A 13,945-nucleotide genomic window follows, 5' to 3' on the forward strand; every position below is an offset into this window, starting at 1 on the left:
GGTCTCCGAGCGTCCGGGAATGGGTCTAACAAAGCAAGTGCTTGGTAGGTTACTCTACGGGGGTGAGCATGATCCAGACCCCCGAACCGGCCAGCGGGACCACGGCGAGCCGTGTATCGGATACAGCGGCGAGCCGTGTATCGGATACAGCGGCGAGCCGTGAGTCTGCTGCTGACAGTGAATTCCGTGCTGAGGTGCGTGACTGGCTGACGGAGAACCTGAACGGGAAGTTCAGTCACCTGCGTGGTCTGGGCGGCCCGGGCCGCGAGCACGAGGCCTTCGAGGAGCGTCTCGAATGGGACCGCGCCCTCGCCGCCGCCGGACTCACCTGCCTCGGCTGGCCCGAGGAGTGGGGCGGCCGCGACGCCACCCTGCGGCAGCAGGTCATCTTCCACGAGGAGTACGCCAAGGCCGATGCGCCCAGCCGCGTCTCGCACCTCGGTGAGGAACTGCTCGGCCCGACCGTGCTGGCCTTCGGCACCGAGGAGCAGAAGCAGCGCTTCCTGCCCGGTATTCGCAATGTGACGGAGCTGTGGTGCCAGGGGTACTCCGAGCCCGGCGCGGGCTCGGATCTGGCCGCAGTCAGCACATCTGCGTACCTGGATGGCGACGAATGGTCGATTTCCGGACAAAAGGTGTGGACTTCGCTCGCGCATCTGTCCGATTGGTGCTTTGTCGTCGCGCGCACCGAGAAGGGCTCGAGCCGTCATCACGGTCTGTCCTATCTGCTGGTGCCGATGAAGCAGCCCGGTGTCGAGGTGCGGCCGATCATCCAGCTCACCGGGACCGCGGAGTTCAACGAGGTCTACTTCGACAATGCCCGCACCGCAGCCGATCTCGTGGTCGGCGCGCCCGGCGACGGGTGGAAGGTCGCGATGGGCACGCTCACCTTCGAGCGCGGCATCTCGACCGTCGGCCAGCAGATTCGGTACGCGCGTGAGCTCGCCGACCTGGAAGCCGTCGCGACGCGGAACGGCGCACTCGAAAACGCCGTCATCGCAGACCGTTTCGACCAGGCATGGGTCGGACTGCGGGTACTGCGCGCCCATGTGCTGCGCACGCTGGAATCCGGCCACGAGGGCGCGTCCGTGGATGCCCGCACGGCGGCCGGTCAGGCGTCGGTCACCAAACTGCTCTGGGCCAATTGGCACCGCGATCTCGGCGAGCTGGCCATGGACGTGCTCGGCGCGCCCGGTCTCATCGCCGATGCCGCCGGTGACGATCTCAATGCCTGGCAGCGCATGTTCCTTTTCACTCGCGCGGACACCATTTACGGCGGCTCGAACGAGATTCAGCGCAATATCATCTCCGAGCGCGTGCTCGGACTTCCCCGGGAGGCTCGTCCATGAGTGAGCGAAGCGAACGTCCGTCGAACGCTGTCGATTTGTCCATCGCCCCTGAAATCACGCCCGGCCACAACCTGCTCGCGGGCAAGGTCGCCGTGGTGACCGCCGCGGCCGGTACCGGCATCGGTTCGGCCACCGCGCGCCGGCTGCTGTCCGAGGGCGCGGATGTTGTCGTCTCCGACTGGCACGAGCGTCGCCTCAAGGAGACCGAAGAGGCGCTGCAGGCCGAATTCCCGGACCGCCGTGTGGCTTCCGTGCCCTGCGATGTGAGCTCCACCGAACAGGTGGATCAGCTCATCGCGCAGGCGGTTTCGGCGCTGGGCCGCATCGACATCATGGTCAACAATGCGGGCCTGGGCGGCGAGACGCCCGTCGTGGATATGACCGATGAGCAGTGGGACAAGGTCATCGACATCACCCTCAACGGCACCTTCCGCGCAACGCGGGCCGCGCTCAAGTACTTCCGCGAGGCCGGGCACGGCGGCGTGATCGTCAATAACGCGAGCGTGCTCGGCTGGCGTGCGCAGCACGGCCAGGCGCACTATGCCGCCGCCAAGGCCGGCGTCATGGCGCTGACCCGCTGCTCCGCCGTCGAGGCCGCCGAATACGGTGTGCGCATCAATGCGGTCGCCCCATCCATCGCGCGGCACGCGTTCCTGGACAAGGTCACCTCCGGCGATCTGCTGGATCGCCTGGCCGCGGGTGAGGCCTTCGGCCGGGCCGCCGAGCCGTGGGAGATCGCCGCGACCATCGCCATGCTGGCCAGCGATTACACCAGCTACCTCACCGGAGAGGTTGTCTCCATTTCGAGCCAGCGCGCCTGATTTGGATAGGCGAACCTGATTTCGGTTCAGCGCAGCCGAATTCGGATTGCCGGGTGATGTGGAAAGCCGTGTCACCCGGTCGCAGTAATTCTCACTGCCGCGTCCCTCAGGGGCCGCGGCAGTGCTATTTTTCCGGCCTCTGACGCCGACGAATTTATTCGGTGCGCACAATGGCTGGCGCGCCGGTGCTCTCCTTGTGTAATCCTGGTTTAGGCCGGTTCCGCATAGTCGAAGGGCGCGACCCATGGGTCCGGATCGCCGACAACAAGCAGCTCCAGAGCAGCCCGATGACGGGCTGGAACTACAGCTGGTGCGCGAGGTCGTTCTTGCGCGCCGAAGACTCGACAATGTCGTGCTCGCGGCGCTGACGCTGGGCGCCGAATTGCTCGACCACGATTCCGAACGCGCCACCGCCATGCGCGCCGCGCAGATTCTGGAACAGCATGCGGTGGACGAGGTGGAGATTTCCCGCGACCCGCGAGCGGCACTGCGCACGGACATGATTCGCGATCGCGATCGCGCCCGCAGAATCGGCCTGGTGCGGGAGTCCTGGCATCCGGTTTCCGAGGATGAGCAGCGGCGGCGGAAACAGGCGGTACTGCTGTGCGAAGTCCGCGCGGATCTGCTGGAGGTGGTGCGCGATTGCGGGCGGGTCAGCTACGACCGCATCGCCTTCGCGGATGGCATAGCGAAGGGATTGTGCGCGGCCACCGACAAATTGGTGGAGGGCGCGGATATGGAGACATATCGGGCATGGCAGCGGGGGATGGTGTTGAAACTCAGCGAAGTCCCCGCACATGACGACAGCCCGGCGCATGTCATGGCGACGGTCGATGCCGGACCCGGTCTCGAACCGTTGACCGTCGAGTGGGACAGTCCGGAAAGGCGGCTCGCACTGGTGGCCCGCATGGCCCGAGCCGGGATCTCGCCCATAGTCATTTGCGATCGCCTGCTGGCCGACCTATCCGTATCGTCGCCCCTGCGCTACTCCGTGAGATAAACCCGCACTCGACCAAGCAAATGCTTGGTTGTATATTGGGGATCGTGACCCCACCATCGGAGCCTTCCAAGTCGGCGCGCCGTAGCGAGCTGCTCGGCCTGGCCGCCAATCTCTTCGCCGAGCGAGGACTGCGCGCCACCACGGTCCGTGACATTGCCGATGCCGCGGGGATTCTATCCGGGAGTCTCTACCACCACTTCGATTCCAAAGAAGCCATGGTGGACGAAATCCTGCGCGGCTTCCTCGACGACCTCTTCGGGCGCTACCGCGAGATCGTCGGTTCGGGGCTCAGCGCCCGCGACACCCTCGAGGCGCTGGTGGTCGCGTCCTACGAATCCTTCGATCAGTGGCACGCCGCGGTCGCCATCTACCAGGCCGAGGCCAAGCGGCTCAGTGGCACACCACGATTCGGCTACATCGACGAATACAACAAAGAGTTCCGCGAGCTGTGGCACCAGGTGCTCGCGAACGGCGTCGAGGAGGGCGGCTTCCGCCCGGAGCTGGATATCGAACTGGCCTACCGATTCCTGCGCGACACCGTGTGGGTGTCGGTGCGCTGGTATCAGCCCGGCGGCCGGATCACCGTCGACAGCCTCGCCAAGCAGTACCTGACCATCGTGCTCGACGGATTGACCAATCCCGAAGCGCGATAAGACTTTTCATCTCAGCCCGCAGTCAGCAGTAGGAGTTCACCATGTCAGCACCCTCTCGCCGTCAGTACGCACCCATGCGGGACGCGTATGTGATCGACTCCGTTCGTACCGCGGTCGGTAAGCGCGGCGGGGCGCTCGCGGCCGTGCACCCGGCCGATCTGGGTGCGGCGGCGCTGCGTGGACTCATGGGCCGCAATGAGATCGACCCCGTGGTCGTCGACGATGTGGTGTTCGGCTGCTGCGACACCATCGGGCCGCAGGCCGGAAATATCGCGCGCACCGCCTGGCTCGCGGCCGGTTACCCGGAGTCGGTGCCCGGTGTGACCGTGGACCGCCAGTGCGGCTCCTCGCAGCAGGCCATCACCTTCGCCGCGCAGGCCATCATGTCCGGCACCTCCGAGGTCATCGTGGCCGGCGGTGTGCAGAACATGAGCGCCATCCCGATCTCGGCGGCCATGCTCGCGGGTCAGCAGTACGGCTTCGAGGGCCCGTTCGTGGGCGCGCAGGGCTGGGACCACCGCTACGGCACCGCCGAAGTGTCGCAGTTCAATTCGGCGAACATGATCGCCGAGAAGTGGGACATCTCCCGCCGCGATATGGAGGAGTGGGCGCTGCGCAGCCACGACCGCGCGCGCAAGGCGATTGCCGAGGGCAAGTTCGACCGGGAGATCGTGCCGGTCGGCGATTTCTGGATCGACCAGGGCCCGCGCGAGACCACGCTGGAGAAGATGGCCGGGCTGCAGCCGCTCGCCGAGGGCAGCCGGATCACCGCCGCGCTCGCCAGCCAGATCTCCGACGGCTCCAGCGCGACCCTGCTCGCCTCGGACTGGGCGGTGCAGGAGTACGGCCTCACCCCGCGTGCCCGCATCCACCATGTGAGCGCGCGCGGCGCCGATCCGATCTACATGCTCACCGCGCCGATTCCGGCCACCAAGTGGGCGCTGGAGAAGACCGGGCTCACCATCGACGATATGGACGTCATCGAGATCAACGAGGCCTTCGCCTCGGTGGTGCTCGCATGGCTCAAGGAGACCGGCGCGAATCCGGACAAGGTCAATGTCAACGGCGGCGCCATCGCACTGGGCCACCCGCTCGGCGCCACCGGCGCCAAGCTCTTCGCCTCGCTGCTGAACGAGCTGGAGCGGGTGAACGGCCGCTACGGCATGCTCACCATCTGTGAGGGCGGCGGCACCGCCAATGTCACCATTATCGAGCGTCTCGGCTGAGTTCGACTGGGCCGAGAGGTCTTTCGGAGGCCGCACACCCATTCCGGGTGGGCGGCCTCCGATATTCGAGATACGTTCGGCAGTGGGGGAATTGACCGCCACGTCGGGGATGCATCGTTATCACCGGGATCTACCGGAAACGCGCAGTGGGGGTTTCGGGCGGCCGGTATCGGGGCCGACTCGGGATGCAAGACGTGATCAATTGGCGCGCATTGCCTTTCGGACCGAGCCCGAGTGGGTTGCCCGCTCCGGTATCGAATTCATGTCGCAGGTAATACATTCCGGCCAGGCCAGTCCGAATGTTCAACAAATTCGGTGTGCGCTGGGCGCCATCGGCGGATGCCTTTGCGCTCGGACCCCAACAGTCGCCTCCGCCTTGGTAATTCGGCTGGAAGGACACCGTCGAATGCCCGGCCGGCACCATTGCCCGCGTCCTGGTGCGCTGGCCGCCGGTGGCGGAGCTGGGCTTCGAAATTTGCGGTTACGTCTGGCGCCGCCACACTCTCGACCATGCCGACCACGACATGAGGCAGCAGATTCGCGTGCTGCCCTGATCGCGGGGATGTGGACCGTCCGCGTGTGACTCGGAGCTGAGGGTTTGCTCGCACTACGATGGCCGGGATTGTTTCCGGATCGGTAGAAAGCGGGCTGTCGATGGATCTGGGTGTCCGCTGGACCGTGCACGGCGACGGGCGCACACCCGCACCGGGCGCGGTGGTCCGGCCTGATGAGCGGCTGTCCTGGCCGCGCACACTGGGTTTGGGCGCCCAGCACGTGGTGGCCATGTTCGGTGCGAGTTTTGTCGCACCTGTACTGATGGGCCTGGACCCCAACCTGGCCATCATGATGTCGGGTGTCGCGACCGTCCTGTTCCTGCTCGCGACTCGTGGCCGGGTGCCCAGTTATCTCGGGTGCTCGCTGTCGTTTGTCGGTGTGGCAGCGATCATCCGCGCACAGGGCGGCAGTAGCGCGACGGTAACCGGCGCCTGCCTCGCCGTGGGAGCGGTGCTGTTTCTGATCGGTCTGGCGGTGCAGCGGTTCGGGGCCCGGATCATTCACGCCGCCATGCCTCCGGTGGTGACCGGTGCTGTAGTCATGCTGATCGGCTTCAACCTCGCGCCGGTGACGGCCTCCACCTACTGGCCGCAGGATCAGTGGACAGCCCTGCTGGTCATGCTCTTCACCGGGCTGGCGGTGGTGGCTTTGCGCGGATTCTGGTCGCGCATCGCGATTTTCCTGGGTCTGGTCTTCGGCTACGCCTTCTCGTGGGTACTGGACCGGGTGTTCGGCAAGATCCACTCGGCCGACGGCAGCGGCGCGGTCACCGACCACTGGCGGCTGGATCTGTCCGGTGTGGGCCGGGCGGAGTGGATCGGACTGCCGCAGTTGCACGCGCCGTCCTTCGAATGGTCGGCGATCCTGGTCGCCCTGCCCATTGTGATCGCGCTGGTCGCCGAGAATGCCGGGCATGTGAAGGCGGTCGGCGAGATGACCGGCGACTCGCTGGACGACAAACTCGGCACCGCCATCGCCGCGGACGGTGTGGCCTCCATGCTCTCGACGGCGGTGGGCGGACCGCCCAACACCACCTATTCGGAGAATATCGGCGTCATGGCCGCCACCCGCGTCTACTCGACCGCCGCCTATTGGGCCGCAGCCGGTTTCGCGCTGCTGTTCGGTCTGTGCCCGAAGTTCGGCGCGGTGGTGGCCGCCATTCCGGGTGGTGTGCTCGGCGGTATCACGGTCATTCTCTACGGCATGATCGGCCTGCTCGGCGCGCAGATCTGGACCACCGCGCGGGTCGATCTGCGCAATCCGCTGAACCTGGTCCCGGCCGCCGCGGGCCTGATCATCGGCATCGGCAATGTGAGCATGAAATTCACCGACACCTTCACGCTGAGCGGTATCGCGCTGGGCACGGTGGTCGTGATCACCGGCTATCACGTACTGCGGCTGCTCGCGCCCGCGCACTACCGGAGGGAAGAGCCGTTGCTCGACGAGGGCACCTCGTCCTACGACGAACCGGCCTAGCTCACTGCGGCTTGGCGAGCCACCGGCGCGAAACATGTTCGGTGCGAGCCTCGGCCAGGGCGACCGGCGGCCGCACCGGGGGCGGCGGTGCGGTGCGCGCATCGTGCGAGATCCGGATGAGCAGCGCGACGATAATGTAGTTGGCCAGCAGCGACGACCCGCCGTACGACATGAACGGCGTGGTCAGACCGGTCAGCGGAATCAGTTTGGTGACACCGCCGACCACCACGAACAACTGCCAGCCGATGGAGAAGGACAGCCCGCCGCCGAGCAGCTTGCCGAACGCGTCGCGGGTATTGAGCGCGGCGGAGAAGCCGCGAATGGTGAGGATAAGGAAGACCACGATGACCGCGGTCAGTCCGACCAGTCCGAGCTCCTCGCCGATGGTGGAGACAATGAAGTCGGTCTTCGCGAACGGCACCTCCTGCGGCCGGCCCGCACCGATGCCCGTGCCCAGCAGGCCGCCCGTGGCCATGCCGAACAGCGCTTGCGAAATCTGGTATCCCGTCGTGTAATACGTCGCGAACGGGTCGTGCCAGACTTCCACGCGCACCCGCACGTGCGGGAACAGCTGATAGGCGAGGGTGGCGCCGATCGCGAACATGGTGAATCCGATGATCAGCCACGACACCCGATCGGTGGCGATATAGATCATGGCCAGCACGGTGCCGAAGATCAGCAGGGAGAAGCCCAGGTTCTTCTCGTACATGAGCACCAGCACCGCGGCGACGGTGACCAGCAGCAGCGGGCCCAGATCTCGCAGCCGGGGGAAGGTCATACCGAGGAAGCGGTGGCCCGCCGAGGTGAACAGCTCCCGATTGGCCACCAGGAACGAGGCGACGAAGATGAGCAGCAGCACCTTGGCGAATTCGCCGGGCTGAATCGAGAAGCCGTGCAGCAGAATCCAGCTCTTACCGCCGTTGACCTCGCTGAATCGCGAGGGCAGCAGCGCCGGGACGAGGAGTGCGCCCAGGCCCGCCAGCCCGCAGGTGTAGCCGAATTTCGCGGGGGTGGTGTGATCGCGCACCACGGCGAGCACCAGCGCGAAGAGCGCGATTCCGATTCCGGTCCAGATCAACTGGTGTGCCGCGTCCGAGGACTGGGTGCTCCCGCTGGAAAGCGGATTCTCATGATCGAGCCGCTCGATGAGCACCAGGCCCAGACCGTTGAGCAGCACCACGCAGGGCAGCAGCACCGGGTCCGCGCTGGGCGCCCACCACCGGACCACCAGATGCGCGGCCAGTGTGAGTACGGCGAACACCCCGAGCGAGCGCAGTGTGGACACGCCGGTGCCCGCGCCGTCGGCGGCTGACAAGATCATCGCCGCGAATGCCGTGACCGCCAGCGCACCCACGCACAACACCAGCTCAGCGCCACGATAGGTACGTCCGGGCGACCCGGCCGCGTGCGAACTGTGCCGAAACCTGTTCACGCCCAACAGTAACGCGGGCGGCGAGGTGCGCGCAGCCGAGGCGTTTTTCCGGTGCCCGCCACGCGGTTATCGGTGCGGACCGGCAGCGGCCCGGGCGCGGTATCGAATGAGCAGCCACAGCAGCAGCGCCTCCGCCAGCGCGGTGAACACGGTCAGGAACTGGCTGAAATAACTGGCCAGCACATTCACCACGGTCAGCGAGATGACACTGGACCAGATACCGAGCCGCACCGCGATCTCTTCGCGCCCGCGCAACCACAGTGCCGCCGCGGCCGCACACCCGATGCCGACCAGCACCTCGGCGGCAGCGGCGATCGCCAGTCCGGCCAGGGATTTCCAGCCGTGATGCTGGCTCACGTCCAGCAGGTGATCGAGCGAGGCATCGGGCATATGCCGCCCCGAAATAATGAACACGGCGAGCACCAGATGCACGACCGTCCACACGGCATGTCCGAGCAGCACCACGATGAGTCCGATGCGCAGCGCGGGCAGGGGCAGCAGTGTGCGTTCGAGCCGTTCCAGCCGGCGCTCGCGCTGCACCAGCAGTGCGGGCCGGGTGTCCGCGTGCACGGTATTCAAATAGCTGGTCAGCGCATCGCAGAGTTCCCGCTCGTCCGGTCCGAAACCACTGCTGTCGAGGGCATTCAGTTCGGCGAGCAGGGTGGCGCGTTCCTCCGGGCGCATGCGGGTGCCGGTGAGCTGCCCGACCGCCACGGTCACCTCGCCCAGGGCCAGCAGCGGCGGGCGGATCCGGCGGCGGTCCGCGAAGAGGGCGACCGCGACAATGCACAGGAAGGCCAGATAGATGATGGGCGCGGCCAGCGGGAAGAAGTAATTGTTGTCCGTCGTGATGAACTTGCCCACCTCGTCGATGAACAGGCCCAAGCCGATTCCGGCGAGCACCGCCGTGACGGTGAGCGCATGCCGTGCCGAGGAGAGCAGTGCCACCAGCGCCGCGATGACCAGCAGCAATCCGCCGAACAGGGCATGCGCGATGTGATAGGTGCTGCCGCCGATCTTCGGATATCCCGACGCCATCAGATACAGGCGGGTAATGACCACCGTCAATCCGAAGCAGACGGCCATGACGGTTACCAGTCGCCCCGCTTCGGGGCGCCATCTCATCTTTGCCACACGCGTGCCGAACATCCGGACAACGATGGCACAGAACGAGGTTCGATGGGTCAGCGTCGGCGGAAGCGCTCGCTCAATTGCGGGTCGTTCTCCCACCACAGCCCGGTGGTCTGCGGCTGCGCGGGTGCGGGCGCGGTCGAATCGTTCTCGGCCGCAGTCGATTTCGCCTGCTCCGCCGTGCTCGCGGCCGCGTCCAATGCGGCATCGACCTGGCGCGCCTTACGCCGCTCGTCATCGGCCCACGAACGCATGACCATGAGCGCGAACGGAATACCGAGCACATCGCCGAGCAGCCACAGAATGCCCGCGCCGGCGGTCTGATCCATCCGCAGGCTCGGACCCCAGGTGCGCCCGACCTCCTGGTAGTAATCGGTGAACAGCACCGGTCCCAGCCACACCACAATGCCCAGCACGCCATCGGCGAGTGACTCCACCACCGTGATCAGCAGCGAGATCGACTGCGGGTAGCGCCGCGGTGTCGGATCGGCCTGCAGCCGTGAGTAGAAGTACACGAAGCCGATGACCACGAACCCCACCCGCGACACCGCATCGACCGTGCCGTTGCGCAGCATCGACTCGTACCAGGGCGAGAAGTACAGCACCCACGGCGTCAACAGCATTGCCGCCGAGGGCACCAGCGGAAACGTCAGCCCGGTGACAATGCGGCTGTTCAGAATTCGATCGAGCCGCTCCTGCCCCTTCGGCCCGAGCGCCGCCCGCAATACGGTGAACGGCATCCCCGCCGCCAGCCCGAACGCCACCAGATACAGCAGCAGCAACGTCTGCAACGCCCGCACCCAGAACAGCGTGTCCGAATAAACCCCGACCACCCCGACCCCGGTATAAAGCCACACCGCCAGCCCCACCAGCCCGAAACACGCAGCCCGCCCCGCCGAAGGAAGCTCCGCCCCCCGCCTCCGCCCCACGAACCAGGCCAGCCCATAACCCAACCCGATGACCAGCGTGATCACAACGGTCGTGATGTCCCACCGCCAAGACGTCAGCAGAGACCCCATGGTCAGCGGAGTGTCGATCCAATTCACGTCAGCCAGTATGCGCTGGCCGACCTCGCCGCGATTTCGGGCCGGGCTCGCGGGGGACACCGGTCACGACAGCAACCTCGTCGGCCCCCGGCATGAGCAACCCCGTCGGCCCCCGGCATGAGCAACCTCGTCATCCCGGCATGGTTTTGGCCGGGATCCACACAAGCCGTGCTTCTGCCCTTTGCAGTGGATCCCGGCCAAAAGCGCGCCGGGATGACGAGGTGACTACGTCGAATGGCGCGGTGACTTCGAGTTCGATCGCCCCGGACTGGATGGTGTGGGGCGTATTCGCGTGGCCGGTCCTATGACTGGGCGGCGGTGTGTGATGGGCCGTGGGAGTCCTCGCAGTGGGACTCTGAATCTCGGCCCAGAGTGAGGATATTCGACTGGGCGTGGTCGACCTGGAGGGTGGCGTGGTCGATGTGGTGGTCGTGGGCGAGGAAGTGGGCCAGGTCCTCGCGGACGGCGTGGCAGTCGTAGCCGGGTTCGACCAGGACGTGTGCGGAGAGGGCGGGGGAGCCGGAGGTGATTTCCCAGATGTGCAGGTCGTGCACCTCGACGACGTGGTCGCGGCCCGCCATGGCGGCGCCGATCACGCTGGGGTCCAGGTTCTCCGGTGCGGCTTCCAGGAAGATGCGGCTGGAGGCGCGGACCAGGCTGATTCCGGCCTTCACCATGAGTGCGACCACGATCAGGGTGGCGATCACGTCGGCCTGCACGAATCCGGTGAACATGATGACCGCGCCGGCGACGGCCGTGGCGATGAAGCCGTACATATCGGTCAGGATGTGCTGATACGCGCCTTCGACATTGAGGCTGGTGCGATTGGCTCGGCTGATCATGAGCGTCGCGATGAGGTTGATCACCACACCGATGAGCGCGGTGATCAGCACCAGTCCGCCGGTGACCTCCGGCGGATCGAACAGTCGGCGCACCGCCTCGAAGGTCAGCCAGGCCGCGAGCACCAGCAGCGTCGCGCCATTGGCCATGGCGGAGAGGATCTCCACGCGCTTCCAGCCGAACGTCATCCGTCCCGCGGCGGGCCGCGCGGCGAGTCGAATCGCCCAGAGCGCGAGCACGATCGAGGCCGCGTCGGTGAGCATATGCGCCGCATCCGAGAGCAGTGCCAGCGATCCGGACAGCACGGCGACCACGACCTCGCCGATCATGTACGCCACGATCAGCGCCAGTGCGCCCGCCAACCAGCGCTTATCGCTGTCGGCCGAAGCTCCGTGCGAATGCCCGTGACCGTGATCATGGCTGTGCGCGTGTCCTGCACCCACGTCGTTCTCCTTTCAATGCCGACCGCAGGCGATCATATGCATACATCGCTATGTGTGCAAGGTTGAGGACATGTCATCCAGGTCGAACCGTGTGTCTCGCAGCGGCTGTTCCCGCTGCAAAGATGCACCGGCGGCGGCAGTGCACGGGCTGCCACCGGCGTCCATTCGGCCAGGTCAGCCCGCCGCGGGTGTGGCGTACGCCGCCGAGGCGTGGGGGAGTTGCAGAACCGTCCAGGATTGTTCGACGGTGTAGGTGGGGTGGTGCGAGGCATCCGGATCGGCGGCCAGACCTTCGACGCGAGTCCAGTGGTCGGGGCCGGACGGGATGCTCTCGGTATAGCGGTAGTGCAGATGGCCGTGGAAGTGCAGGGCAGGCCGCAGCTGCTCGACCACCCGCTGGATGCGGTCCTGGTTCGGGAAGCACTCCGGCTTGTTCTTGCGATTGAACTTCGGCGCCGAGGCGCGTGGTTTGTCGTGGGTGAGCAGAATGTCGACCGGTGAATCCTGTGCGGCGAGCAGGGTTTCCAGCTCGTCATCGGTCATCTCCTCCTCCGGGAACCACAGCATTCCGGCCGTATTCGGATGCCGCCCGGAGCCGTATCGCCGCCGTATCGCCGCCTGCTCCTCCTTGCGCGCCTCACGGGCCAGCCGCCAGCCCTTATCCGTGGACCGGGCCCCGCCGAAGGCCGCGAAGGTGGTGTCCTCCCAGGTCCAGCGGTGTCCGCGCGGCGCGAACCGCAAGTGCTTCCGGCAGACGAGGAACCCCTCCTCATCACGCTTCTCGTCGTAGAGCTCGTGCAGCAGCGAGGATTTGTCGTGATTGCCGTCGAGGAAGTACACCGTCACCCCGGCCCGGCGGGCCGCCTTGTTCACCACGTCGAAGTACCGCCGCCCCGACTGCATGTGCTCCCACGCGCCGAAATCCCCCACCGCGAAGACCTTCGAGCACCCGTTGTCCACCGCGACCTGCACCAGCTTCAGCGCATGCGCGGTGTTCCCGTGCACATCACCGGCGATCAAGACATTCCCCATCGGGACATGCTCGCAGCTGCACGCCTGCCCGGCATCACCTATTTGCCCCGGCGCGTCCGGAACGCCCGACCTAGGCTGGCCGTCATGAACTCTGTGTTGGTAACCGGCGCGGCCCGGGGGATCGGTAAGGCCGTCAGTGTGCGCCTGGCGCAGCAGGGCTGGCAGGTCTACGCCGGTGTCCGCAAACTGTCCGACGGGGACGCGCTCGTCGCACTGGACTCCCGCATCACCCCGGTGCTGCTGGACGTCACGAACAGCGAGCACATCGCCGCCCTCGACGCCGTCCTTCCCGCCGATCTGACCGCCGTGGTCAACAATGCCGGCGTGGTCGCCGACGGCCCCGTCGAACTCCTCGAACTCGATGCCCTGCGCAATGAATTCGAGATCAATGTCTTCGGCACCCTCGCCGTCACCCAGGCCGTCCTCCCGCGCCTGCGCACCACCCGCGGCCGCATCGTCTTCATCTCCTCCCTCAGCGGCCGCATCTCCACCCCCGGCACCGGCGCCTACAACTCCTCCAAATTCGCCCTCGAGGGCCTGGTCGACGCCCTCCGAATCGAATTGCGCCCCTGGCGAATCCACACCTCCCTCATCGAACCCGGCCCCATCGCCACCGATATGTGGGCAGACGCCGTCACCATGGTCGACACCACCACGGCCAAGCTCACCCCCGCCCAACTCGACCTCTACGGCCCCCACCTGGCCGGCATGCGCAAAATGGCCCAGCAGGTCCAGCGCATAGCCGCCCCCACCGACACCGTCGTAGCCGAAGTCGAAAAAGCCCTCACCGCCCGAAACCCCAAGTCCCGCTACGTAGTAGGCCTAGCCGGCAAAGCCCAACTCCTCGCCACCTCCCTCACCCCGACCCCCATCCTCGACGCCGTCCTCGCCATGGCCTCCGGCATCAAAGGCAAGCGTTAGCAGCAATCCGTCACCCCAGG

Annotated in this window: 12 protein-coding genes; 7 read left to right on the forward strand and 5 right to left on the reverse strand. The window is 66.3% G+C overall.

The window, feature by feature from the left end; genetic code table 11:
- Window positions 1–68: 68 nt before the first annotated feature.
- From OG326_RS04865 to OG326_RS04890, 6 genes are all read left to right on the forward strand, one after another.
- Complete coding sequence (locus tag OG326_RS04865) at window positions 69–1,349, forward strand: acyl-CoA dehydrogenase family protein (RefSeq protein WP_327146376.1); 1,281 nt, start codon at window positions 69–71, stop codon at window positions 1,347–1,349.
- Window positions 1,346–2,170, forward strand: coding sequence for an SDR family oxidoreductase (locus OG326_RS04870; RefSeq protein ID WP_327143421.1), 825 nt, complete (start codon window positions 1,346–1,348; stop codon window positions 2,168–2,170). The genes OG326_RS04865 and OG326_RS04870 overlap by 4 nt, the downstream gene beginning before the upstream one ends.
- A gap of 244 nt (window positions 2,171–2,414) precedes the next feature.
- Window positions 2,415–3,170 (forward strand): hypothetical protein, encoded by a 756-nt coding sequence (locus OG326_RS04875; RefSeq protein ID WP_327143422.1) that lies wholly within the window; start codon window positions 2,415–2,417, stop codon window positions 3,168–3,170.
- Window positions 3,171–3,214: 44 nt separating this feature from the next.
- Entirely contained in the window at window positions 3,215–3,823 is a 609-nt protein-coding gene (locus OG326_RS04880) for a TetR/AcrR family transcriptional regulator (RefSeq protein ID WP_405133730.1), read from the forward strand.
- A gap of 74 nt (window positions 3,824–3,897) precedes the next feature.
- On the forward strand, window positions 3,898–5,049 hold the full coding sequence (locus OG326_RS04885) for an acetyl-CoA C-acetyltransferase (RefSeq protein WP_327146377.1): 1,152 nt from the start codon (window positions 3,898–3,900) through the stop codon (window positions 5,047–5,049).
- A gap of 654 nt (window positions 5,050–5,703) precedes the next feature.
- Window positions 5,704–7,080, forward strand: a complete 1,377-nt coding sequence (locus OG326_RS04890) for a uracil-xanthine permease family protein (protein ID WP_327143423.1) — start codon at window positions 5,704–5,706, stop codon at window positions 7,078–7,080.
- A gap of 1 nt (window position 7,081) precedes the next feature.
- Here OG326_RS04890 and OG326_RS04895 read toward each other — a convergent pair whose 3' ends face one another.
- The 5 genes from OG326_RS04895 to OG326_RS04915 all read right to left on the reverse strand — a co-directional run bounded on the left by OG326_RS04895 (window position 7,082) and on the right by OG326_RS04915 (window position 13,004).
- Window positions 7,082–8,434 carry an FtsW/RodA/SpoVE family cell cycle protein gene (locus OG326_RS04895; protein ID WP_442790916.1) on the reverse strand — a complete coding sequence of 451 codons (1,353 nt, stop codon included), beginning with the start codon at window positions 8,432–8,434 and terminating at the stop codon, window positions 7,082–7,084.
- Window positions 8,435–8,578: 144 nt separating this feature from the next.
- Window positions 8,579–9,637: a hypothetical protein gene (locus OG326_RS04900; RefSeq protein ID WP_327143424.1), complete on the reverse strand. Its 1,059-nt coding sequence runs from the start codon at window positions 9,635–9,637 to the stop codon at window positions 8,579–8,581.
- Between the two features lie 59 nt (window positions 9,638–9,696).
- Window positions 9,697–10,662 (reverse strand): cytochrome c oxidase assembly protein, encoded by a 966-nt coding sequence (locus tag OG326_RS04905; RefSeq protein WP_442791006.1) that lies wholly within the window; start codon window positions 10,660–10,662, stop codon window positions 9,697–9,699.
- 329 nt (window positions 10,663–10,991) lie between these two features.
- A complete protein-coding gene (locus tag OG326_RS04910) occupies window positions 10,992–11,972 on the reverse strand; it encodes a cation diffusion facilitator family transporter (protein ID WP_327143426.1) in 981 nt (326 codons plus the stop codon).
- 174 nt (window positions 11,973–12,146) lie between these two features.
- Window positions 12,147–13,004, reverse strand: coding sequence for a metallophosphoesterase family protein (locus OG326_RS04915; protein ID WP_327143427.1), 858 nt, complete (start codon window positions 13,002–13,004; stop codon window positions 12,147–12,149).
- Between the two features lie 84 nt (window positions 13,005–13,088).
- Here OG326_RS04915 and OG326_RS04920 point away from each other — a divergent pair, with 84 nt between their 5' ends.
- On the forward strand, window positions 13,089–13,925 hold the full coding sequence (locus OG326_RS04920; protein ID WP_327143428.1) for an SDR family oxidoreductase: 837 nt from the start codon (window positions 13,089–13,091) through the stop codon (window positions 13,923–13,925).
- Window positions 13,926–13,945 lie beyond the last annotated feature (20 nt).

Source organism: Nocardia sp. NBC_01327 (assembly GCF_035958815.1).
GTDB lineage: Bacteria > Actinomycetota > Actinomycetes > Mycobacteriales > Mycobacteriaceae > Nocardia.

Bases quoted from the DNA above. Each gene is read 5' to 3' on its own strand.
- OG326_RS04865 (WP_327146376.1), top strand. From the start codon at position 69: ATGATCCAGACCCCCGAACCGGCCAGCGGGACCACGGCGAGCCGTGTA.
- OG326_RS04870 (WP_327143421.1), top strand. From the start codon at position 1,346: ATGAGTGAGCGAAGCGAACGTCCGTCGAACGCTGTCGATTTGTCCATC.
- OG326_RS04875 (WP_327143422.1), top strand. From the start codon at position 2,415: ATGGGTCCGGATCGCCGACAACAAGCAGCTCCAGAGCAGCCCGATGAC.
- OG326_RS04885 (WP_327146377.1), top strand. From the start codon at position 3,898: ATGCGGGACGCGTATGTGATCGACTCCGTTCGTACCGCGGTCGGTAAG.
- OG326_RS04890 (WP_327143423.1), top strand. From the start codon at position 5,704: ATGGATCTGGGTGTCCGCTGGACCGTGCACGGCGACGGGCGCACACCC.
- OG326_RS04900 (WP_327143424.1), bottom strand. From the start codon at position 9,637: ATGAGATGGCGCCCCGAAGCGGGGCGACTGGTAACCGTCATGGCCGTC.
- OG326_RS04905 (WP_442791006.1), bottom strand. From the start codon at position 10,662: ATGGGGTCTCTGCTGACGTCTTGGCGGTGGGACATCACGACCGTTGTG.
- OG326_RS04915 (WP_327143427.1), bottom strand. From the start codon at position 13,004: ATGGGGAATGTCTTGATCGCCGGTGATGTGCACGGGAACACCGCGCAT.
- OG326_RS04920 (WP_327143428.1), top strand. From the start codon at position 13,089: ATGAACTCTGTGTTGGTAACCGGCGCGGCCCGGGGGATCGGTAAGGCC.